20 protein-coding genes are annotated in these 20654 nt (G+C 61.4%); 8 read left to right on the forward strand and 12 right to left on the reverse strand.

Going from position 1 to position 20654, the window contains the following annotated elements:
- The first annotated feature begins 247 nt into the window (after positions 1–247).
- Positions 248–2728 carry an ATP-dependent helicase gene (locus tag OIU37_RS06840; protein WP_264256648.1) on the forward strand — a complete coding sequence of 827 codons (2481 nt, stop codon included), beginning with the start codon at positions 248–250 and terminating at the stop codon, positions 2726–2728.
- A gap of 21 nt (positions 2729–2749) precedes the next feature.
- On the opposite strand, the gene OIU37_RS06845 is transcribed toward OIU37_RS06840, so the two are convergent.
- Both OIU37_RS06845 and OIU37_RS06850 read right to left on the reverse strand, forming a co-directional pair.
- Positions 2750–3097, reverse strand: coding sequence for a hypothetical protein (locus tag OIU37_RS06845; protein ID WP_180694586.1), 348 nt, complete (start codon positions 3095–3097; stop codon positions 2750–2752).
- A 185-nt stretch (positions 3098–3282) separates the two neighbouring features.
- A complete protein-coding gene (locus OIU37_RS06850; RefSeq protein WP_180694585.1) occupies positions 3283–3609 on the reverse strand; it encodes a hypothetical protein in 327 nt (108 codons plus the stop codon).
- A 457-nt stretch (positions 3610–4066) separates the two neighbouring features.
- Here OIU37_RS06850 and pncA point away from each other — a divergent pair, with 457 nt between their 5' ends.
- Both pncA and OIU37_RS06860 read left to right on the forward strand, forming a co-directional pair.
- Positions 4067–4693 (forward strand): bifunctional nicotinamidase/pyrazinamidase, encoded by a 627-nt coding sequence (gene pncA / locus OIU37_RS06855; RefSeq protein ID WP_264256651.1) that lies wholly within the window; start codon positions 4067–4069, stop codon positions 4691–4693.
- Positions 4694–4795: 102 nt separating this feature from the next.
- Positions 4796–5461, forward strand: a complete 666-nt coding sequence (locus OIU37_RS06860; RefSeq protein WP_264256653.1) for a dihydrofolate reductase family protein — start codon at positions 4796–4798, stop codon at positions 5459–5461.
- 49 nt (positions 5462–5510) lie between these two features.
- Here OIU37_RS06860 and OIU37_RS06865 read toward each other — a convergent pair whose 3' ends face one another.
- A complete protein-coding gene (locus OIU37_RS06865) occupies positions 5511–7103 on the reverse strand; it encodes a hypothetical protein (protein ID WP_264256655.1) in 1593 nt (530 codons plus the stop codon).
- A 165-nt stretch (positions 7104–7268) separates the two neighbouring features.
- A complete protein-coding gene (locus OIU37_RS06870; RefSeq protein ID WP_182208888.1) occupies positions 7269–7514 on the reverse strand; it encodes a DUF2164 domain-containing protein in 246 nt (81 codons plus the stop codon).
- Between the two features lie 132 nt (positions 7515–7646).
- Here OIU37_RS06870 and OIU37_RS06875 point away from each other — a divergent pair, with 132 nt between their 5' ends.
- Together OIU37_RS06875 and OIU37_RS06880 are read left to right on the forward strand one after the other, a co-directional pair.
- Positions 7647–8378 (forward strand): AzlC family ABC transporter permease, encoded by a 732-nt coding sequence (locus OIU37_RS06875; RefSeq protein WP_264256657.1) that lies wholly within the window; start codon positions 7647–7649, stop codon positions 8376–8378.
- Between the two features lie 3 nt (positions 8379–8381).
- Positions 8382–8690, forward strand: a complete 309-nt coding sequence (locus OIU37_RS06880) for an AzlD family protein (protein WP_182208886.1) — start codon at positions 8382–8384, stop codon at positions 8688–8690.
- 66 nt (positions 8691–8756) lie between these two features.
- On the opposite strand, the gene OIU37_RS06885 is transcribed toward OIU37_RS06880, so the two are convergent.
- On the reverse strand, positions 8757–10592 hold the full coding sequence (locus OIU37_RS06885; protein WP_264256660.1) for an aminopeptidase P family protein: 1836 nt from the start codon (positions 10590–10592) through the stop codon (positions 8757–8759).
- 279 nt (positions 10593–10871) lie between these two features.
- Here OIU37_RS06885 and OIU37_RS06890 point away from each other — a divergent pair, with 279 nt between their 5' ends.
- Positions 10872–11045: a hypothetical protein gene (locus tag OIU37_RS06890; protein WP_003541368.1), complete on the forward strand. Its 174-nt coding sequence runs from the start codon at positions 10872–10874 to the stop codon at positions 11043–11045.
- Between the two features lie 417 nt (positions 11046–11462).
- Here OIU37_RS06890 and OIU37_RS06895 read toward each other — a convergent pair whose 3' ends face one another.
- Both OIU37_RS06895 and OIU37_RS06900 read right to left on the reverse strand, forming a co-directional pair.
- Complete coding sequence (locus OIU37_RS06895; RefSeq protein WP_264256671.1) at positions 11463–12341, reverse strand: 50S ribosomal protein L11 methyltransferase; 879 nt, start codon at positions 12339–12341, stop codon at positions 11463–11465.
- A gap of 68 nt (positions 12342–12409) precedes the next feature.
- Positions 12410–13012, reverse strand: a complete 603-nt coding sequence (locus OIU37_RS06900) for an SCO family protein (RefSeq protein WP_168310000.1) — start codon at positions 13010–13012, stop codon at positions 12410–12412.
- Positions 13013–13331: 319 nt separating this feature from the next.
- On the opposite strand from OIU37_RS06900, the gene OIU37_RS06905 reads away from it, so the two are divergent.
- The gene (locus OIU37_RS06905; RefSeq protein ID WP_003541378.1) at positions 13332–13802 is read left to right on the forward strand and encodes a chemotaxis protein CheW; all 471 of its coding nucleotides are present in this window, start codon (positions 13332–13334) and stop codon (positions 13800–13802) included.
- A gap of 267 nt (positions 13803–14069) precedes the next feature.
- Here OIU37_RS06905 and OIU37_RS06910 read toward each other — a convergent pair whose 3' ends face one another.
- The gene (locus OIU37_RS06910) at positions 14070–14564 is read right to left on the reverse strand and encodes a CreA family protein (protein ID WP_264256726.1); all 495 of its coding nucleotides are present in this window, start codon (positions 14562–14564) and stop codon (positions 14070–14072) included.
- Positions 14565–14641: 77 nt separating this feature from the next.
- A complete protein-coding gene (locus tag OIU37_RS06915) occupies positions 14642–15232 on the reverse strand; it encodes a 3'-5' exonuclease (protein ID WP_264256728.1) in 591 nt (196 codons plus the stop codon).
- A gap of 281 nt (positions 15233–15513) precedes the next feature.
- Between OIU37_RS06915 and OIU37_RS06920 the strand changes: the two genes are divergently transcribed.
- On the forward strand, positions 15514–16050 hold the full coding sequence (locus OIU37_RS06920) for a GNAT family N-acetyltransferase (RefSeq protein WP_264256730.1): 537 nt from the start codon (positions 15514–15516) through the stop codon (positions 16048–16050).
- Between the two features lie 34 nt (positions 16051–16084).
- On the opposite strand, the gene ligA is transcribed toward OIU37_RS06920, so the two are convergent.
- From ligA to recN, 3 genes are all read right to left on the reverse strand, one after another.
- Positions 16085–18241 (reverse strand): NAD-dependent DNA ligase LigA, encoded by a 2157-nt coding sequence (gene ligA / locus OIU37_RS06925; protein WP_264256732.1) that lies wholly within the window; start codon positions 18239–18241, stop codon positions 16085–16087.
- A gap of 111 nt (positions 18242–18352) precedes the next feature.
- Positions 18353–18880 carry a DUF6886 family protein gene (locus tag OIU37_RS06930; RefSeq protein ID WP_264256733.1) on the reverse strand — a complete coding sequence of 176 codons (528 nt, stop codon included), beginning with the start codon at positions 18878–18880 and terminating at the stop codon, positions 18353–18355.
- 99 nt (positions 18881–18979) lie between these two features.
- A complete protein-coding gene (gene recN, locus OIU37_RS06935) occupies positions 18980–20653 on the reverse strand; it encodes a DNA repair protein RecN (protein ID WP_264256735.1) in 1674 nt (557 codons plus the stop codon).
- Position 20654: the final 1 nt, after the last annotated feature.

Here is a 20654-nt window from a genome sequence, read left to right on the forward strand (position 1 = left end):
GAATCGGCCTCCTTGTTGATGGGTGTGATCCGGACTGCTGTCCGATGACCCAAGGACGCCTCACCGGCGCCCGATCCGACACGTCGCGATCGGAAATTTTTAGCCCCGCACACACGCACGCCGACGGCAGCCGGGCTCGGCGGCGGTATTGCCGCCCGCAACATGCCGCCTGGAATAGCGCCGGCTCGGGAATGAAAGCAGAACATCTTTTCTGGCCTTTCCTTCCCGAATCACTACATTACGCGCCATGAGCAATAGTTTCGACGATATGCCCTTCTTCGACGAAGAGCCGGGCGAGATGGCGCGCAAGCCGCAGCCGCCTGCCGCACCCGCCGAAAGGGCGCCCGCCGCCGGTGGCGGCATCGCCGCCCGCGCCATGGCGGCTCGCGACGGCGGCAAGCGGCCCGATTACCTCGCCGGGTTGAACCCCGAGCAGACCGAAGCCGTCGAAACGTTGGAAGGCCCCGTCCTCGTGCTCGCCGGCGCCGGCACCGGCAAGACGCGCGTACTGACGACCCGCATCGCCCATATCCTCAACACCGGACGCGCCTTCCCCTCTCAGATCCTCGCCGTCACCTTCACCAACAAGGCTGCCCGCGAGATGAAGGAGCGCATCGCTTTGCTCGTCGGCGGCGCCGTCGAAGGCATGCCCTGGCTCGGCACCTTCCACTCGATCGGCGTCAAGCTGCTGCGCCGCCATGGGGAACTCGTCGGGCTGCGCTCCGATTTCACCATTCTCGATACTGACGACGTCGTCCGCCTGATCAAGCAGTTGATCCAGGCCGAAGGCCTCGACGACAAGCGCTGGCCGGCCAAGCAGTTCGCAGGCATGATCGACACCTGGAAGAACAGGGGTCTCGGCCCTGCCGATATCCCCGAGGGCGACGCCCGCGCCTTCGCCAATGGCCGCGGCCGCGATCTTTATTTCGCCTATCAGGCACGCCTGACGACGCTGAACGCCTGCGACTTCGGCGACCTGCTGATGCATCCGATCGCGATCTTCCGCAAGAACCCGGATCTCTTGAAGGAATATCACGGCCGCTTCCGCTATATCCTCGTCGACGAGTACCAGGACACCAACACCGCCCAGTATATGTGGTTGAGGCTCCTCGCCCAACGCGCCAAGGGCGAGCCGCAGAACGTCTGCTGCGTCGGCGACGACGACCAGTCGATCTATGGCTGGCGCGGCGCGGAGGTCGACAATATCCTGCGCTTCGAAAAGGATTTCCCCGGCGCCAAGGTCATCAAGCTCGAGCGCAACTACCGTTCGACCGAGCATATCCTCGGAGCCGCCGCCCATCTGATCGCCCATAATGAAGGCCGGCTCGGCAAGACGCTGTTCACCGACCGCTCCGATCCGGACGACGTCAAGGTGCAGGTGCACGCCTCCTGGGATTCGGAGGAGGAAGCCCGCGCCATCGGCGAGGAGATCGAGCAGCTCCAGCGCGGTAAGCATCTCTTGAACGACATGGCGATCCTCGTGCGCGCCTCCTTCCAGATGCGCGAATTCGAAGACCGCTTCGTCACCCTCGGCCTCAATTACCGCGTCATCGGCGGCCCGCGCTTCTACGAGCGCCTGGAAATCCGCGATGCCATGGCCTATTTCCGCCTGGTCGCTCAAGCCTCCGACGACCTCGCCTTCGAACGCATCATCAACACGCCGAAGCGCGGCCTCGGCGACACGACGGTGCGCGCGCTGCACGACTACGCGCGCGCCCGCGATATACCAATGCTTGCGGCGGCCGCCGACATCATCGAGACCGACGAGTTGAAGCCGAAGGCGCGAAAGGCGCTCTTCGACGTGATTCAATCTTTCCGCCGATGGCAGGAACTGCTTGAAAACACGCCGCATACCGAACTTGCCGAGCAGATCCTCGAAGAGTCCGGCTATACCGACATGTGGAAGAACGACAAGAGCGCCGAAGCACCCGGCCGCCTCGAAAACCTCAAGGAACTGATCCGCTCGATGGAAAGCTTCGAGTCGATGCGCGGCTTCCTCGAACACGTCTCCCTGGTGATGGATGCCGAGACCAACGAGAACCTTGATGCCGTCTCGATCATGACGCTGCACTCGGCCAAGGGCCTGGAATTCGACACCGTCTTCCTGCCCGGCTGGGAGGAGGGCCTCTTTCCGCACCAGCGCTCGCTGGATGAGAGCGGCCGCGCCGGCCTGGAGGAGGAACGCCGCCTCGCCTATGTCGGCATCACCCGCGCCAAGCACCGCTGCCACATCTGGTTCGTCTCCAACCGCCGCATCCATGGCCTCTGGCAATCGACCCTGCCCTCGCGCTTCCTCGACGAACTGCCGATCACCCATGTCGAGGTCGCCGAAATGGAGCAGAGCTACGGCGGGTATGGCCGCGGCGGCTACGGCCAGTCCCGCTTCGACAAGGCCGAACCCTTCGCCAATTCCTATTCCACTCCCGGCTGGAAACGCGCCCAGGCCAACAAGACGGACGCTACACGCGACAATTGGGGCACCCGCTCCGGCCACGCCGTCGAACGCATCGGCTACGGCGAAAGCGGCCCGAAGGGGCGCACCATCGAAGGCGAGCTGGTGGCGAAATCGACCGCGTCGGAGCCATCGAGATTCACGCTCGGCGACCGCGTGTTCCACCTGAAATTCGGCAACGGCAACATTACCGGCATCGAAGGCAACAAGCTGACGATCGAGTTCGACCGGGCCGGACAGAAGCGCGTGCTGGACGGCTTCGTCGAGCGCGTGTGATCTTGCGGCGAGCGGGAACCCTCACCCGAACATCCGCATACTGCTGAGCCCGAGAATATCGTTCAGCAGGGCGATCCCCATTCCTAAGGCGACGATCGACAGCCCGATTAGGAATAGTCGCCGAGCCCGGTCATATTTGGCGGCGAGCAGAGAGTCGCGCGCCAAGAGATCGGCAAACACCTTCACCTGAATGACGATACCGACCGTCAGGAACGACATCGGCAGCAGATCGATGCGGCTCCAGTCATTCGGATTGGATACCCAGAGACTGATGAAATTGAGCGAGAAACCGAGAATGATCCCGGTCGCCGTCAGCGAGCCGTTGCGGAACGTCGCATCGATCTTTTCGTCTGATTGAGGCTCCGACATAGCTTGGGTTCCGGCTGGCGCTCAGGCAAGAAAGGCAGAAATCGCGATCGGGAGCAAGATCGGCCTGGCATGTCCGCTGCGTTCTGCTCTCCGCAACCGCTTGTTTCACCTCTCCTCGGCAATGGCTACGACCGGCGCGGGACAGAAGCGGATGCTGATTAGATTTGTCGAGTGAGTATGCTCCCCTACTTCAGCTTCTTCACTTCCTTGAGCGCCAGATCAATGTTTTGCAACGCCAGCTCAAGAGCGGACTTAGCTTCTTCAAGCGCGACAAGTGAATGGTGAGCTGCTCTACCAGACGAATAAGGTCCGGGCGGAGGAAGTTGATGCTCTGGCGCTGCGGCCACCTGTTGAAATTTTTTTCCGGATAGTACTTCGGCGATACGCCCCTGATTAACTCCGAACCACGCCGCTATATCGTGATGACGATCATTGCGAGCACCCATCCCCTTAACTAACGCAGCATCCGTGTCGGATAGACGCCGTCCGCTTGCTTCAGCCCTTAAAGTCATTTGCTGCCTCCAATTCAAAACTAATATACAACACAACACAATCAGAGATACTTTTAGCAATCCACATAATTAACCTTAACCGCGCAGAAGATAGCTCGGTGGCCTGGCCTTCATTTGATGGACGGACGAAATGCCGCAGCGGCGAAAGCCAGCGTATCGCATAGAGACGGTACGCTCGCTTAGGCCACCGCGACCACCAACGACGTGGCAGAGTCTGGCCGGGGAGACTCTGCCGGGAGCCTCGATCCGCCAGGCGCAAAATCTCTTACCCCTTCTTCTCTTTCGACGCGAAAGCCCGCCAGCTCCGGCATCGCTTGCATTCGATTATTTTTCTCAGCCATCTGCTACCGCTAGTGCCAGAATTAGCACTTGCATGCTGCCCCCTGGAAATTCACTAGTTGATGCATTGAGTGCATCTGGCATCTTGCACTGCAATAAAGCGAAGGGATTGGCCTTGATGAAAGCGCTGCTGCTCGTCGACATTCAGAACGGCTTCTGTCCGGGCGGCAATCTGCCGGTGCGGGAGGGCGACAAGGTGGTTCCCGTCGCAAACAGACTGATCGACAGCGGCAAATACGATCTGATCGTCGCCTCGCAGGACTGGCATCCGCCGGGCCACGGCAGCTTCGCCTCCGCCCATCCCGGTGCCGCCCCCTTCGAGATGGGAGAACTGTCGGGCAAGCCGCAGATGATGTGGCCCGATCACTGCATTCAGGGTACGCTCGATGCCGAACTGCACCCCGAGCTCAAATCCGAAGAGATCGACCTCATCCAGCAGAAGGGCGAGGATCCTGGTATCGACAGCTATTCGGCCTTCCGCGACAATGACCGCGATGCCTCGACTGGGCTTTCCGATTTCCTCGAGGATCAGGGCGTCACCGATCTCGATGTCTGCGGGCTGGCGACCGACTATTGCGTCAAGTTCTCCGCGCTCGACGCGCTGGAGATGATGCCGGGTGTCCGCGTGCGCTTCATCGAGGATGCAAGCCGCGGCATCACGCCCGAAGGCGTCGCCGCCGCCATCGAGGAAATGCGGACGCATGGCATCGCCATCATCGACAGCGCCAAGGTCCTGGCAGGCTGATTGCGATCAGCGATAAAAGACAACGTGGCGGATGTCGGATCGGCACACGTCCATCCGTCCTTGGCTCTGAACACACCAATGATGAATCATGGGAGTTGAGAGATGAGAAAGCTTGTTACCGCCGCCTTCGTGAGCTTGGATGGCGTCATGCAGGCGCCGGGCGCGCCGCAGGAGGATCCGACCGGCGGCTTCACCCTTGGCGGCTGGACCGTCAATTACTGGGACGAACCGATGGGCAAGTTCATGGACGGGATCTTCAACGACCGCTTCGCCTTGCTGCTCGGCCGCAAGACCTACGAGATCTTCGCCGCGCACTGGCCCTTCGTCGGCGCAGACGATCCCATTGGAAAAGCCTTCAATGCCGCGACAAAATATGTCGCGACCACCTCGAAGGAGCCGCTCACCTGGGAAAATTCCTTTGCGCTGCGCGGCGATGTCGCCCCCGAAATCGCCCGCTTGAAGCAAGTAGACGGTCCCGACCTCCTGACGCAGGGCAGCAGTGGCCTGCTGCAAACCCTGCTGGCGCACGACCTGATCGATGAACTACGGCTCCTGACCTTCCCACTCATCCTTGGCCCCGGGAAGCGCTTGTTCGGCAATGGCGCCAGGCCGGAGGCGCTGAAGCTCACGGCCAACTCGGTATCGACGACCGGCGTCATCATGAGCGTCTACGAGCGCGCGGGCGAGGTCAAAACCGGCAGTTTTGGAATGACGGAGCCTTCGGAAGCCGAAATCGCGCGCCGTGAACGGATGAAGCGCGAGGGCTGAGGCGGCGGTGGAGAGAGCGGAGGCCCGAAGAGCCTGCTGACGGGGCCTCCTATTTCAATACGTAGACGTCGTACGTCTCATCGCTTCCCGCGGTCGCGCCGAAGCGCTTGATGAGGCTTGTCGCGCTCTGGAAGGCAGAAATGTCTTCCGGCGTCAGAGACAACCGCCAAACGTAGCTTTCACGCAGGGAGACGGGCGCAGTAATCTGATCAAGCCGCTGCGAAAGAAGAATGACAACAGGCACATGCTCACTCTGCTGCAATCGATGTGCCGTTAGCAGAATATCGGCAAGGCTGAGCGAAAGCCGCGCGTTCTTTGTGTATCGTACGATGGCGCCGAACCGCTCCTCCCGCAGAAGATAGGTGCGATTGGAGACGTAATAGGGCAAGGCTTCCACGAGATAGTCGGGATCCGCCATGATGACCGCGTCCTTGAGATCAGGGCGCGATTGCATGAACGCACCGAAATCCTTGCTTCGGCTGAAGGGTATTTCAGCGACGAAGGCCTGATTGACCTTTTCGATGCCGGACACGACCTGTAGCGCCAGCAATATCGGGAAGCACAGACGGGCGAACCTTACGATACCGCCGGCAGCCTCGATGTCCGCAACGCCTGCCCCTTCGCGCTGAGAGCGTGGGCTCAAAGCAGTAATGGCGATCATGAAAACCAGCCAGAGCGCCTGATGTCTGTATCCGCCGGGATAGACAAGCGTAAAAAGGAGCGAAAGCCCTAGAAGGACGAGTGCCGCTGCGATCATCGCCGGTCGCCGGTCCGCCAACGCCAGCAGGCTGCCGTAGATGAGCACGGACATCAACGCTGCGAAAATATGGGACGCCAACGGATACGCCACGACCAATTCAAGGACGATGTTGGGATAGAACGCCATGAAATGCGAGCTGGGCGCGACAAGAGCACGAAGGGCAAGCAAGGCGAAATTCTCGCCGCTGAGATCGTTCTGCCCCGTATCGTTGAAAGTCGGATAGACTGTTGCGAAACAGAGAACAATTCCAAGCGCGGCAATGGCAGCGGCCGTCGCAAAGGCCCGATATTCCGTCGGAGGAGATCTCGGGCGCGCAAGGACCAGATCGAAAAACCAATAGGCAAGGAAGCCGCCGACGAGGACGACCGAATGGACGTTGGTATTGGCCAGCAATGCAAAAAGCAGGCCGAGCAGTATACCGTTGCGTGTTCCTTTGTCCCAGCTCAGGACGATAAGGAAAATCACCAGCATGCTGATGCCGTAATTTCGCGACATCGCGGCATACTCGAAAAGCGAAAAGCCGCCAAACAACGACAGCAGCATGATGGAAAGCGGCAGCTTGAGCCGGAAAACAAGAAGATAGGCGGCTGCTGCCGCAATCGTCAGCGCAAGTATCTTCAGGACGACCGGCGAACCGATGACGATATAGGCGGCGCGCAGAAGGATATACCAGACAGCAGGATGACCCTCGCCATGCATCTGGCGAAGCATATCGATGAAACTATCCCCCTGGAGGGCGAGTGACAAAGCACGAACCTCGTCACGCCAGACCGTTTCGGACCAGCAAAGCGCAGACGCCAGCGCAAGCCAGACCATAAAGATCAACGCCTTGCCGAGTTTCGCGGATCGAGGTTCATCGATAGCAGAGACAATCACGGCCAAATAACACGCAACCCTGTGAACGAAAGCGTCTCGACCATATCGGGGCAGAAATAATTTGGCGTTAAGTGAAGGCCCTGTTTTGATTTCAGGGGCGCTGAAGCATGTCGCGCAAAACTGTGCAGCGGTTTAAACGCGACAAGCGAATCTGAAAGGTCGCGGCGCGCTTTAGAATTTTTCCTCCCTCTCAAGAAGATGGATATCCTCGGCGACGTCGTCCATTCTCTGCAATAAGGCGGCCTGGGCATCTCTTAGCCCTCGATTGTAGAAGTACGGCCCGATCTCCTCGGCGAAGAAGTCAAGCAGGAATTCAGCCGGCAATGCACCGATGGGATCAAGTTCCCGGTCGAAATAAGCGCGGATGCGCGAAACGATCTCAGCCTTTTCGTCCTTCGAAAATTCGATCTTCTTCATGTTTGCCTCTTTACCGAATGCGATCAGGACTTTGATGGTTCAGCGAAATCGATTGGTCAATCAATGAAATTCAATTGCCGTTGCAAGCCGCAGACCATAAGGGGAGACCTGAATTCCAACAGGAAATATCCCATGAATCGCGCCGACTTTGTTGAAGGTTTGCGGGGCGGCTCCGCCGTTGCGCTGGCATCGGCGCCCTTTGGTGCCCTGTTCGGGGCGCTTGCGGTCGAAAACGGCATGTCGCTCTCCGAAGCCGCCTTCATGAGCGCCACGGTCTATGCCGGCGCCAGCCAGATGGTCGGCATCGAACTCTTCGGTCACAATGTCCATGCCTGGCTGATCGTGCTGTCGATCCTCGCCGTCAATTTCCGCCACGTGCTCTATTCGGCGGCGCTGGCGCGCTACATCGGCCATTTCACGCCGGTGCAGAAATTCTTCACCTTCTTCCTGCTCGTCGATCCGCAATTCGCCGAAGCGGTGAAGCGTGGCGAGTCCGGCCGGCAACTCACCTTCGCCTGGTATCTCGGCTTCGGCATCATCATCTACATTCCCTGGGTGCTGATCAGCGTCGTCGGCGGCATGCTCGGCGGCTTCATCGGCGATTCCAATGCGATCGGCCTCGACATCCTGCTGCCGGCCTATTTCCTCGGCATCGTCCTCGGCTTCCGCAAGCGCGACAATTTCCTGCCCGTGGCGCTCGTCAGCGCGGTGGCTTCCGTACTCGCCTACCGCTATGTCGGCTCGCCCTGGCATGTCAGCCTCGGTGCTGCCGTCGGCATCCTGCTCGCCGCCGTGCTGCCTTTGCCGCCGCAAGAGACCGATCTCGAAGCCGACGCCCTTAAATCCGAAGTGCACGAGGTCTGAGCCATGGAATTCGACCTTCACATGGCGCTCGTCATCCTCGCCGCAGCCGCCGCCACCTTCGCCACCCGCATCGGCGGCTATATCCTCATCACCCGAATGAAGAGCATCCCCCCGCGCATGGAGGCGGCGCTGAACGCCGTGCCGGCGGCCGTGCTGACGACGCTGGTCGCGCCCGCCTTCTTCATCGGCGGCTGGGAATCGAAGCTGGCGCTGATCGTCGCCCTCTTCATCGGCCTGCGCTTCAGCCATACATGGATGCTGGTCGCCGCCTGGATCGTCGTGATGACCTGGCGCCACACGATCGGCACCTGAGCACCGGCCCGAAAGCCGGCGCAATTTAAGGCATTACAGCGTCGCCGACGCTGTAATGCCGTTTTCTCAATATTCCAGCGGCAGCGTCGCGTTTTCGAGCCACGCCCTGACATCGTGATCATGGATCAGCGGCATCAGCGCCTCACATGTGCGGCGATGATAGTCGTTGAACCAGTGCAACTGGTCGTGGGTCAGAAGCTCCGGAATGACGAGGCTGCGGTCGATCGGGCAGAAAGTCAGCGTCTCGAATCCGAGCATCGGCGCATCGCCGCCCTCGATCTCTTCGGCCCCGCGCACATAGATCAGGTTCTCGATGCGGATGCCGAAGCTGCCCGGCCGGTAATAGCCAGGCTCGTTCGAAAGGATCATGCCGGGCAGCAGTTCCTGCGTCGAAAGCCTGGAGATGCGCTGCGGCCCCTCATGCACCGAGAGATAGGAGCCGACGCCGTGGCCTGTGCCATGGGCGAAATCGGCCCCTGTCCGCCACAGCGCGATGCGCGCCAGCGGATCGAGGTCGCAGCCGCGCGTGCCCTTCGGGAAACGCGCCGTGCTGATCTCTATCATCCCCTTCAGCACCAGCGTGAAGAAGCGCCGATGCTCTTCCGAAACAGTGCCGATGCCAACGGTGCGGGTGATGTCGGTCGTGCCGTTGATATATTGCGCGCCCGAATCGATCAGGAAGAGTTCGCCGGCCTCGATCATCCGGTTGGTCTCGGTCGTCACGCGATAATGCATGATCGCCGCATGTTCGCCGGCGCCCGAAATCGTGTCGAAGGAAATGTCCTTCAGCGGGTTCTGCATGCTCTGGCCGACGCGGGCGCGCGTCGCTTCGAGATGCTCGGCAGCAGCGATCTCGCTCACCGTGCCGGGCTTCGTCTGCGACAGCCAATAAAGGAATTCCACCATCGCCGCCCCGTCCTGCAGATGCGCGGCGGCCGAGCCGTTGATCTCGACGTCGTTCTTCACTGCGCGCGGCAACTTGGCGGGATCGGCGCCCTCCACCACTTCGCCGCCCGCCTTGCGGATGATCTCCGCCAGCGCATAGGCGGCGATGTCAGGGTCGATCAGCACGCGGCCGCCATCCCTGGAAACGGCAGCGAGCTTTTCTTCCAGCGCCGATGGCGGCAGCTGCGTGCAGATCTGCGCGAGATAGGCCTCCGGCTCGATGCCGGTCTTGCGCTTGTCGAGGAAGATCTCGGCCCGGCCGTCGGCATGAATGATGGCACGCGCCAGCGGATGCGGCGTGTGCGGCACGTCGGCGCCGCGGATATTGAAGGTCCAGGCGACCGAAGAAGGATCGGCGATCAGCACCGCCGCAAGGTTCTTCTTAGAAAGATCCGCGGCGATCGTCGCGATCTTCTCCCTCGCCAGTACGCCGGCCTGCGCGACGTTCTGGACGCTGACCGCGCCAAGCGGCTCGGCCGGCCGGTCAGCCCAAAGCCTGTCGAGCGGATTGTACGGCAGGAAGACCAGCGTGCCGCCGATCTCCGACAGCGCCCTTTCCAGACGGCGCACCTCGGCCCCTGCATGCAGCCAGGGGTCGATGCCGAGCCGCAGGCCCTTGGCTCCGTTTGCGGCAAGCCAGACATGCGGCGGTTCGTTGACGAGATCGCCACCCGAAAAGACCGAGCCGTCGACCTGTTCGGCAAGCTGCGTCACATAGCGTCCGTCGACGAAGACGATCGCCTGCGTGCGCAGGATCAGCGCAATGCCGGCCGAGCCGGTGAAGCCCGTCAGCCATGCCAAGCGCTCCGAACATGCTGGAACATATTCGCCATTGAATTCATCGGCGCGCGGCACGAGGAAGGCGTCGATGCCGAGCGAATCGAAACTAGCGCGCAGCGCCGATACACGATCCCTGCCGAATTGCGGCGTGGAGGTAACCTCGAAAGACTGGAACATGCTGGAAACCCGAATGATTGAGACGAATCCGGTTAATGGGATGCCGGCCATGTTAGCGAAATTTCAACCGATGGGGAGAAAAAGCGACAAAACGAGTCGAACCCCCTGGGGCCGCTCAACATTTTGACAGAACTGTGACGCCAAAAGTTAATTTGGCACGCTTTATGCATTGGCCGCATGGCTCCCATGAGCGAAACCCTCTGCCTCCGCATTTCAGAATAGCTATATAGGCGTCATCGAACGGTTCGCGATGAACCTGTAACCAAAGGAATTCTTGAAATGACCGCCTCTCTCTCGCGCTTCGCATATAGCAGCCCGGTGCAGGCTGGCGAACGCCAGACCGTGCGTCACGTGATCGGCGCCCGCCGCCCGCAGAACGAGGACAGCCTCAAGCTGCTCGGCGCCGGCCAGCGGGCCACGCGCCACAAGGGCGCCCCCAGCTACGCGTTCTAAGCCTGAAAGCCAGTCCGTCTCCTCCCTCCCGGACCGGCCTATTGGAATGCAGTAGAGCCCGCTCGAGCGCTCCTCCCCTTGAGCTCGCGGGCATTGACCGGATAGACCGGTCCAAGGCGGTGCCATCGGCACCGCCTTTTTTGTTGTCTTCAACAAAGGCTCACGGAGCGGCTCCCTTTCGACAAAGCGGTCCGGCACCTGCCACCGCCCTCATCCCTGCGCTTGTCACAGGGATCCAGCGCGCCCAAGTCCTTGGGCGCGGGAAACTCTCTTCAAGCTCGTATGGAGTCATTCACCGCGCAGACGCACGGTGGCTGGATCCCTGTGACGAGCACAGGGAAGAGGGTGGGAGGAGGCGCGTTGCCTCAAGCGACGTATGCGTCGCAGGAGAAATCACCTGCTCACAGCCTTGAAACATTAAGGCCGATCGAGATGGATGGTCACCCAGCCATTCCGCCAGATGGTTCTGACATGGCGAAGCCTCGCGCCGCTATAGGCGGCAATCACCTTCCATCGTTGCGCGGCGAGAATGCCTGAAAGAATCACCGATCCGCCAGGCGCAAGATGCGTCGCAAGCTTCGGCGCCATCTTAATCAGCGGCCGGGCGAGAATGTTGGCGATGATGAGATCGAAGGGACCATGCTCGGAAAAGGCCGTCGAATGAAAGCCCGGCGCGGTTCTGGTGACGATGCCCGAAGCGATACCGTTGCGGCGCACGTTCTCGGCCGCCACCTTCGTCGCGATCGGATCGATGTCGGTCGCCAGCACCGGTATGTTCCTGAGCTTGCGCACCGCAATCGCCAGTACGCCGCTGCCGGTGCCGAGATCGAGCGCGTTGCGGACCGGGCGCGAGCGCACCACGCTATCGATCACCTCGAGGCAGCCCGCCGTCGTGCCGTGATGGCCGGTGCCGAAGGCCTGGCCGGCATCGATCTCGATCGCTATGTCGCCGGGACGGACCTTGTCGCGGTCATGCGAACCATGCACCAGGAAGCGCCCTGCCCTGACGGGCTTCAGCCCCTCCAGCGATTTCACGACCCAGTCGACCTCGGGAATGACTTCCCGCTCCAGCACGGCTTGGGGAAAGGCAGTCGTCAGTGCCGTCTCGACGCGGGAACGCACTTCTGCCTCGTCCTCAGCCATCATATAGATCGAGGCTTCCCAGATATCCTTCTTCTCGTCGATCTCGGTGGTGCCGATGGCAAAGTCTTCTTCGCCGAAGACCGCGCTCAGAAGGTCGAGGATCTCCTCGGCCTTGCTTTCGGTCGTCGTCACGTAAAGGCGGATTTCACTCACGATAGGCGGTCTTTCCCGTTTCCGTTGCCCGCCACCGATCGAGCCAACGCCCCATCACGCTGAAGCTGTCACCCCTTGCTGACGAGATTCTCCAGCTTCTTTACCGCCGTGTCCGGGTTTTCGCCATAGGCGATCGTTCCGGAAAATCGCCCGGCCGAATCGAGCAGGAAGACCGACGCGGTGTGGTCCATCGTATAGTCGCCGTTCGGATCCTTCTCGTCGACCGGCACTTTCTTGGCGTAGACGCGGAACCCTTTGACGACCTCGGCGATCTTATCGGGCGCGCCCGAAATGCCAGTGATGCGCTTGGAAACATTGGAGACGTATTCGTTCATGATCTCAGGCGTGTCGCGTTCCGGATCAACGGTGACGAAATAGGCCTGCAGCTTATCGCCCTTCGGATCGACCTTCTCCATCCAGCCGTTCAGCTCGAAAAGCGTCGTCGGGCAGACTTCCGGGCAATGGGTGAAGCCAAAGAACAGCGCCGTCGGCTTGCCGCGCAGCGCCTCCTCGGTGATCGGCTGCCCGCTCTGGGAGACCAGGGTAAAGGGCACGCCGAAGGGAGCCTCCGCCACCACATTCCCCGATCTGTTAAGATAGTACGTGAACCCGCCGAGAAACCCGGCCAGTATCAGGACACCTACCCAGACGGCGATGCGGAATGTCTTCATTGGCATAATCCTCGATCCAGGCGGATGTGCCGCCCGCCACTGCTGGCGTGATTATAGCCTCGACCGGAGGCGCGCAATTCAAGAATATGTTTTCGAACCCGTGTTGAATTGTCTCACCGGCAGAACCTGCCACGGCAACGAAATCCGCCCTCAGGAATCTGCATGGATCAAAAATGCATGTGTATGAATGGCTTACCTCTAAAGCGACGGGCAATCCGAAAATACATATCGTTAGGAAAGACTTAAGCCGTCACATCTATATTTAACGGCGGTTCTGCATCGCCTCTCCCGCTGGGGACAACTGGGAAGAATTCTGACCATGAACAACAACAACGCCATCAAGCAGTCGGGCGCTTATCTCGAAATCGTTTCGTTCCACCTGGGCGATCAGGAATTCTGCATCGACATCATGGCCATCCGCGAAATCCGCGGCTGGGCGCCGGTGACGCCGATGCCGCACACCCCGCCCTACGTCTTGGGTCTCATCAACCTGCGCGGTGCGGTGATCCCCGTTATCGACATGGCCTGCCGCCTCGGCATGAAGATGACCGAGCCCTCCGAGCGCTCGGCGATCATCGTCACCGACATCGCCGGCAAGCTGGTCGGCCTGCTGGTCGAGCAGGTTTCCGACATGATGACCATCAAGAGCGAAGACCTGCAGCCGCCGCCGGAAATCATCCCGGAAGCCCAGCGCGCCTTCTGCCGCGGCATCGTCGCGCTCGAAAAGACCATGGTCTGCTTCTTGAACCTCGACACGGTCATTGCCGACGAGCTGACACAGGCGGCCTGAGGAATACTCATATCCTGGAATTCGAAGGCCCGGCTCGTCCGGGCCTTTATGTTTAGAGGATATGAAGCGGCCTGATCTCGCCAGGCAACATGGCACAGCCTCCACGACCCTCATCCCTGTGCTCGTCACAGGGATCCGGCCACCGCGCGTCTGCGCGGTGAACAACCCAGCTATTTAGGGAAATGAGCTTCCTACGCCCAAGGACTTGGGCGCGCTAGATCCCTGTGACAAGCACAGGGATTAGGGGGTTGGGGGAGACGGCTTGCCCTACTGCGGCTTCCCGTTCTTCCACACAACGTTCTGCCCGTAGAGCGGGATGGTCGAGATCGACATCTTCGCCGAACCGTCCGTCAGTTCGCGCGAATGGGCAAGATAGATCAGCGTGTCGTTGGTCTTGTCGTAGATGCGGTTGACGACCAGAGTCTTCCAGATCAGCGACATGCCCTGGCGGAAGACCTCGCTGCCATCCTTGGACAGGTCGATATTGCCGATCTCGATCGGCCCCGTCTGCCGGCAGGCAATGGAATTGTTGGACGGATCCTCGAACCAGTTGCCGTTCTTGAACCGGTCGATCAGGCTGCGGTCGAAATAGGTGACGTGGCAGGTGACGCCCTTGACGTCAGGGTCGGAGACCGCATCGACGATGATGTCGTTGCCGATCCAGTCGACCCCGACCTTGCCGACGACTTCGGCCGACGCAGTACCTGCGGAAAGGGCGGCGAAAGAGAAGGCGGCGAGGAGAAAATTGCGCTGTCTGGACATGGCGGCTCCCTGAATAATCCACATTCTAGATAAGCATGGACCCATGCTTTGCAAGAAATGCGGTTACGTGAGAACACTCAGCCCTTTCGGCAGGTGCAGGGCTCGTAGGCCTGCGCCGTCAGCCGACCTGGCTTCATGCCGATCAACGTCGGTATAGCGTGGACGGCATGGGCCTGGACCGCCCTTGCCATCTCGATTGCGGCCGCTGCGCAGACGGCGGCATCTTCGGCGGCGTTGTGGTGCACGAATCGCAGGCCCAGATGCTCTGCGATGAGGTTCAGCCGGTGCGAGAGGAAATGCGGCCAGATCCGCTGCGCCATCTTCAGGCTGCAGAGATAGGTAAGCTCCGGATAGGATTGCCGGTAGAGATCGAGGCTCGCCCGCCAGACGCTGAAATCGAAGGCGGCATTGTGCGCGATCATCGTCGCGCCGCGAAAATCCTCCTCGAACTCATCCATTACCTCGGGAAACTCGGGCGCGTCCTCGACATGCTCCGGCCGGATGCCATGGATTGCAATGTTCATCCCGGAAAAGCGCATCTGCCGCGGCCGGATCAGCCGCTCCTCGACGCGCGTGACCCTGCCGTCCTCGATCCAGGCAAGGCCGACGGAACAGGCGCTGCCGCGCTGTTCGTTTGCCGTCTCGAAGTCAATCGCAATGGTCTTCAATGCAGCAATCCGAATCGTTTCTCGAGGCACAGAAATACCGCCCCGCTTCCCACGGCGCAAATTCGACACGACGCAAGGTTGACTTTTTACCCCACATATCGAAACTTGCTGCCATGATCGGTTCCGTAACCATGGCAGCGCTTATTCATCACACCACGACCCTTGAAGGGTACGCGGGAGCGATGGCGCGTTAGCAGCGATCCGATCATCCCGAAAACCCTGCCGAGGCGAGCAGGGTTTTCGGAAACCGGCTCTCCTCCCGACACTGATGGAGAGCATGAATGTCCGAAAACGAAGAGAATGAACCTCGCGGCCGAGCGCGCCTGCCGGTTGGCGTCGTCGTGCGCGCCGTCCGCCTGTCCGATGCAGAGGAGATCACCGATCTCATAAATCTGCCGGGCTACCGGGCCGGCACCTTGCGGCCGCCGTACCAGAGGGTCGAAGAGGTTCGCAAGTACATGGAAAATCCGTCGCCAGGCGCGCTCAACCTCGTCGTCACCCAAGACGGCAAAATCGTCGGCAATGGCGGCCTCAACCGTCTTTCCGGCCGCCGGCAGCACGTCGCCAGCATCGGCATGGGCGTGCATGACGATTTCACCGGCCGCGGCTTCGGACGGATCCTGCTCGGCGCGATGGTCGATGCTGCCGATGACTGGCTCGATATCAAACGGCTGGAACTGACCGTCTACACCGACAACGATGTCGCCATCGGCCTCTACCGGAAATTCGGCTTCGAGCAGGAAGGCCTGCTGAAGGCCTTCGGCTTTCGATCAGGAGCGTATGTCGACGCCTATACGATGGCACGGCTCAGGCTATGAGCGAGCGGGAGGCTGGCAGCTCGCCGTCAGCCCTTCACCCGCTAATCAGTGCCAGCCATTCATCCTCGTCCATCGTCTGCACGCCGAGTTCGCGCGCCTTGTCGAGCTTGGAGCCGGCGCCGGGGCCGGCAACGACGATGTCGGTCTTCTTCGAGACCGATCCCGCCACCTTGGCGCCGAGGCTTTCCGCCCTCGCCTTCGCCTCGTCGCGGGTAAACTTTTCCAGCGAGCCAGTGAAAACCACAGTCTTGCCGGCAACCGGGCTGCCTGCCGTCTTCGGTTGTTCGGCCTCCTCGGGCGTCACTTCCTCTAGCAGTCGGGTGATCACCTCGACATTGCGCGGCTCCTTGTAGAATTCGACGATGGCGCGCGCCACGACCTCGCCGATACCCTCGATGGCGTTGAGATCGTTCCAGGCGTCGCCGGCAAGCGCTTCGGCCTCCCGCATGCCCGTCTCAAAGGCCGCATAGGTGCCGTAGGAGCGCGCCAAGAGCTTCGCCGTGGTCTCGCCGACATGGCGGATGCCGAGCGCGTAGATGAAGCGGTGGAGCGCAATGCTGCGCCGTTCGGTGATCGCCGCATAGAGCTTGCCGACGCTGACCTTGCCGAAGCCATCAATATTCTCCAGCTTGGTCAGCGATTGCTGCTGACGCTTCTCCAGCGTGAAGATATCGGGCGCAGTGCGGATCTGCAGGGACGCGTCCTCGTTTTCGAAGAAGAAGTCGATCTGCTTCGAACCGAGCCCTTCTATATCGAAGGCGTTGCGCGAAACGAAGTGCTTCAGATGCTCCGTCGCCTGCGCCCGGCAGATGAAGCCGCCGGTGCAGCGGGTGACCGAATCGAGCTTGCCGGTCTTCTCATGTCTTTCACGCACCGCATGCGAACCGCAGACCGGGCAGGTCTTCGGAAATTCATAGGGCCTGGCCTCGGCCGGGCGCTTCTCCATGACGACGTCGAGCACCTGCGGGATCACATCACCGGCGCGCTGCACGATGACGGTATCGCCGATGCGGATATCGTGCTCGTCGTCGCGGATGCGCTCGCCGCCATTGCCGATGCCCCTGATGTAATCCGCGTTGTGCAACGTCGCATTGGTGACGACCACGCCACCGACGGTGATCGGCGTCAAACGTGCGACCGGTGTCAGGGCGCCGGTGCGGCCGACTTGGATGTCGATATTCTCGACGATCGTGAAAGCCTGCTCCGCCGGAAACTTGTGCGCCGTCGCCCAGCGCGGCGAACGCGAGCGGAAGCCGAGACGGGCCTGCAGCTCGAGACTGTCGACCTTGTAGACGACGCCGTCGATATCGTAGTCGAGATCCGGGCGCTCGAGACCGATCTCGTCATAATGCGACAGGATGTCGGCGACCGAGTTCAATCGCTTCATCAGCGGATTGACGGGAAAACCCCAGCCCTTGAAGGTCTGCACCATCCCAAATTGCGTGTCGGCGGGCATTTCCGACATCTCGCCCCAGGCGTAGGCTAAGAATTTCAGCTTGCGGCTCGCCGTCACCTTGGCATCGAGCTGGCGCAGCGATCCGGCCGCCGTATTGCGCGGATTGACATAGGTCTGCTTGCCCTCCGCCTCCATCTGCCGGTTCAGCGCCAGGAAGTCGCTCTTGGCCATATAGACTTCGCCGCGGATCTCCACGACCGAGGGCACCCCTTTCGGCAGCTCATTGGGGATCTCGGCGATGGTTCGGATGTTGGCGGTGACATTCTCGCCCGTCGTGCCGTCGCCGCGCGTTGCAGCTGTCACCAGCCTGCCGTTCTCGTAACGGATCGACATCGAGAGACCGTCGATCTTCGGCTCGGCGGTAAAGGCGATCGACTGGTCCGGCAGCCGGCCGAGGAAGCGATAGACGCCAGCGACGAAATCCTGCACGTCCTCCTGCGAGAAGGTGTTGTCGAGCGACAGCATCGGCCGTGCGTGAACAACGGGCGAGAAAGTGACAGAGGGTGCTGCGCCGACGTGCCGCGATGGGCTGTCTTCGCGGATCAGCTCGGGAAAACGCACTTCCAGCGCATCGTTGCGGCGCTTCAGCGCGTCGTAATCGGCATCCGAAATCTCCGGCCGGTCCTTGCCGTGGTAGAGCGCATCGTGATGAGCAATCTCCTTTGCCAGCCGTTCAAGCTCGGCGGCAGCCTCTTCGATCGTCAACGTGTCGACGGCGGAACCTTCGGTGGACATGGAACATCACTCCAGAGAATCTGGTCAGAAAATCTGGATTGTTTTTAGAGCAAAATTGCCGGATGAAAAGAGAGGCTGCGGTCCTTCGAAAGGAAGATCGGTCTACCTGGCCTATTCCCAATCCACGGCATTGCGCAGCCGGATGCCGCTGACATGCAGGCTGCTGTTCCAGAGACCCTTCAACGGCCGCAGGCTATCGACCACCCGAAGCTCCACCCCGCGCGGCCCAAACTCCTGCTCGAGCCGCGAGATGGCAGTCCTTTCCACGGGAATGACGCCTCTGCGGGACACCCACATGCCAGCATCCCCCAGATCCTCGAAGCCCTCGGCCGGCATCTCGTAACGGTGGATCGTCTCCGCTTCGAGCCTTTCCGACCAATGGCGCTCGACGTAGGCGACGGCCCGCCAGTCACCGAGCCAGTGCCGCCGTTCGACCTCCGACGTATCGGCTGTCGCCCAGAGCAGGATGCGGGGGCAATCGCGCGGAAAGAGATACATGAAATCATGATCGGCATCGATTGCCCAGACGAGCGGACCGTTCAGCCAATCCCGGCCGGGCGCGCGGGCGGAGGGAATGCGAACCGGGCGCGGTTCGAACGCTACGATACCGGGATCGTCGCTGAAATGGAAAAGTCGCATGGCTTGAGCTCGCCGCCGATCGGGAAGCTTCAGCGCATATCGCGATGCGCGATGATTGTCATCCCGCCTGCCCGAGCCGAAAGAACGTCGGAAGAAAAATCAGCCGTTGCCGGCCAGCAGCCGCTTCGCCGCCGCCCTCGCCTCTTCGGTGACCGAAGCCCCGGCCAGCATACGGGCGATCTCCTCGGTGCGGTCCTTCTGCGCCATCGTCGCCACACGCGTGGCAATCTTTTCCGAACCGTCGGCCGACGGTCCCTTGGAGATCAAGAGATGTGTCGCCGCCCGCGCCGCGACCTGCGGCGCATGCGTGACCGACAGCACCTGCACCCGCTCCGACAGCCGCTTCAGCCGCTGGCCGATCGCATCGGCCACCGCACCGCCGACGCCGGTATCGATTTCGTCGAAGACAAGCGTCGGGGCCGATCCGCGATCGGCGAGCGCCACCTTCAGCGCCAGCAGGAAACGCGAGAGTTCGCCGCCGGAGGCAACCTTCATGATCGAGCCCGGCCGCGTGCCGGGATTGGTCTGGACGTGGAACTCGACCACATCGATGCCTTCAGCCAGAGCCTCGTGCGCATCCGTGGTGATCTCGACCATGAAACGGGCCCGTTCGAGCTTCAGCGCCGGCAGTTCGGCCATGACGGCCCCAGCCAGTGCGGTGCCGGCATGATGGCGCTTGTCGGAGAGCGAGCGCGCCGCCGCATCGTAATTTTCCCGGGCCAGGCCGACCTCGGCGTCGAGCCGCGCAAGCCGCTCCTCGCCCGCGTCGAGATCGGCAAGATCGGCGATCATGCGCACGGCAAGCGCCGGCAGCTCGGTGACGGGCACGGAATATTTGCGCGAGGCGGCCCTGAGCGCGAAAAGCCGCTCCTCCACCCGCTCCAGCTCTCTCGGATCGTATTCGGTCTTGCGCAGTGCCGCCTCGACTTCCATCTGCGCGTTGGAAAGCTGATCGAGCGCGGCATCGAGCAGCGTCACGGTGTCTTCGAGCAGTCCCGGCGCCTCATGGCTCTTGCGCTCCAGCCGGCGCACCAGCGAGGCGATATGGGGCACCGGCGAGGCATTGCCGTTCAGGAATTCGGACGCCTCGGCGATATCGCCGGCGATTCGCTCGGCCTTCATCATCTTCTGCCGGCGATCGGCGAGCTCTTCCTCCTCGCCATCCTGCGGCGAGAGCTTCTCGAGTTCCTCGACGGAAGAGCGCAGGTAATCGGCTTCGCGCGCCGCGCTTTCCACCTTCTCGCGGTGCTTCTTCAGCGTCCGCTCGCTGTCGCGCCACAGGCGATAGAGCCTGGAGACCTCCGAAACCTCGTCAGTGAGGCCGGCAAAGGCATCGAGCAGCGTGCGGTGGGCATTGGTGTCGACAAGGGCGCGATCGTCGTGCTGGCCGTGGATTTCGACCAGCATCTGACCGGCCTGGCGCATCAGCTGCACGCTGACCGGCTGGTCGTTGACATAGGCCTTGGTGCGCCCGTCCGCCGATTGCAGGCGGCGGAAGATCAGGTCGCCCTCGTCGTCGATGCCGTTTTCACGCAGGAGCATGCGGGCGCTGTGTTCCATGCCGACGTCGAACACCGCCGTCACCTGGCCCTTGTCCTCGCCATGGCGCACCAGGCCGCCGTCGCCGCGCCCGCCGAGCGCCAGCGACAGACTGTCGAGCAGGATGGATTTGCCTGCCCCAGTCTCGCCTGTCAGCACGGAGAGGCCGGTCTCGAAGGCAAGATCCAGCCGCTCGATCAGGACGATATCGCGGATCGAAAGCTGGATCAGCATT

The sequence above is a fragment of the Rhizobium sp. BT-226 genome, assembly GCF_025847085.2.
Classification (GTDB): Bacteria; Pseudomonadota; Alphaproteobacteria; order Rhizobiales; family Rhizobiaceae; genus Rhizobium; species Rhizobium sophorae.

Excerpts from the sequence above, each read along its gene's own strand:
- OIU37_RS06880 (WP_182208886.1), top strand. The coding sequence starts at position 8,382 with ATGGAATTCGACCTTCACATGGCGCTCGTCATCCTCGCCGCAGCCGCC.
- OIU37_RS06860 (WP_264256653.1), top strand. The coding sequence starts at position 4,796 with ATGAGAAAGCTTGTTACCGCCGCCTTCGTGAGCTTGGATGGCGTCATG.
- OIU37_RS06905 (WP_003541378.1), top strand. The coding sequence starts at position 13,332 with ATGAACAACAACAACGCCATCAAGCAGTCGGGCGCTTATCTCGAAATC.
- OIU37_RS06900 (WP_168310000.1), bottom strand. The coding sequence starts at position 13,012 with ATGAAGACATTCCGCATCGCCGTCTGGGTAGGTGTCCTGATACTGGCC.
- recN (WP_264256735.1), bottom strand. The coding sequence starts at position 20,653 with ATGCTGATCCAGCTTTCGATCCGCGATATCGTCCTGATCGAGCGGCTG.
- OIU37_RS06845 (WP_180694586.1), bottom strand. The coding sequence starts at position 3,097 with ATGTCGGAGCCTCAATCAGACGAAAAGATCGATGCGACGTTCCGCAAC.
- pncA (WP_264256651.1), top strand. The coding sequence starts at position 4,067 with ATGAAAGCGCTGCTGCTCGTCGACATTCAGAACGGCTTCTGTCCGGGC.
- OIU37_RS06885 (WP_264256660.1), bottom strand. The coding sequence starts at position 10,592 with ATGTTCCAGTCTTTCGAGGTTACCTCCACGCCGCAATTCGGCAGGGAT.
- OIU37_RS06875 (WP_264256657.1), top strand. The coding sequence starts at position 7,647 with ATGAATCGCGCCGACTTTGTTGAAGGTTTGCGGGGCGGCTCCGCCGTT.
- OIU37_RS06850 (WP_180694585.1), bottom strand. The coding sequence starts at position 3,609 with ATGACTTTAAGGGCTGAAGCAAGCGGACGGCGTCTATCCGACACGGAT.
- OIU37_RS06920 (WP_264256730.1), top strand. The coding sequence starts at position 15,514 with ATGTCCGAAAACGAAGAGAATGAACCTCGCGGCCGAGCGCGCCTGCCG.
- OIU37_RS06930 (WP_264256733.1), bottom strand. The coding sequence starts at position 18,880 with ATGCGACTTTTCCATTTCAGCGACGATCCCGGTATCGTAGCGTTCGAA.
- OIU37_RS06890 (WP_003541368.1), top strand. The coding sequence starts at position 10,872 with ATGACCGCCTCTCTCTCGCGCTTCGCATATAGCAGCCCGGTGCAGGCT.
- OIU37_RS06870 (WP_182208888.1), bottom strand. The coding sequence starts at position 7,514 with ATGAAGAAGATCGAATTTTCGAAGGACGAAAAGGCTGAGATCGTTTCG.
- OIU37_RS06840 (WP_264256648.1), top strand. The coding sequence starts at position 248 with ATGAGCAATAGTTTCGACGATATGCCCTTCTTCGACGAAGAGCCGGGC.
- OIU37_RS06910 (WP_264256726.1), bottom strand. The coding sequence starts at position 14,564 with ATGTCCAGACAGCGCAATTTTCTCCTCGCCGCCTTCTCTTTCGCCGCC.
- ligA (WP_264256732.1), bottom strand. The coding sequence starts at position 18,241 with ATGTCCACCGAAGGTTCCGCCGTCGACACGTTGACGATCGAAGAGGCT.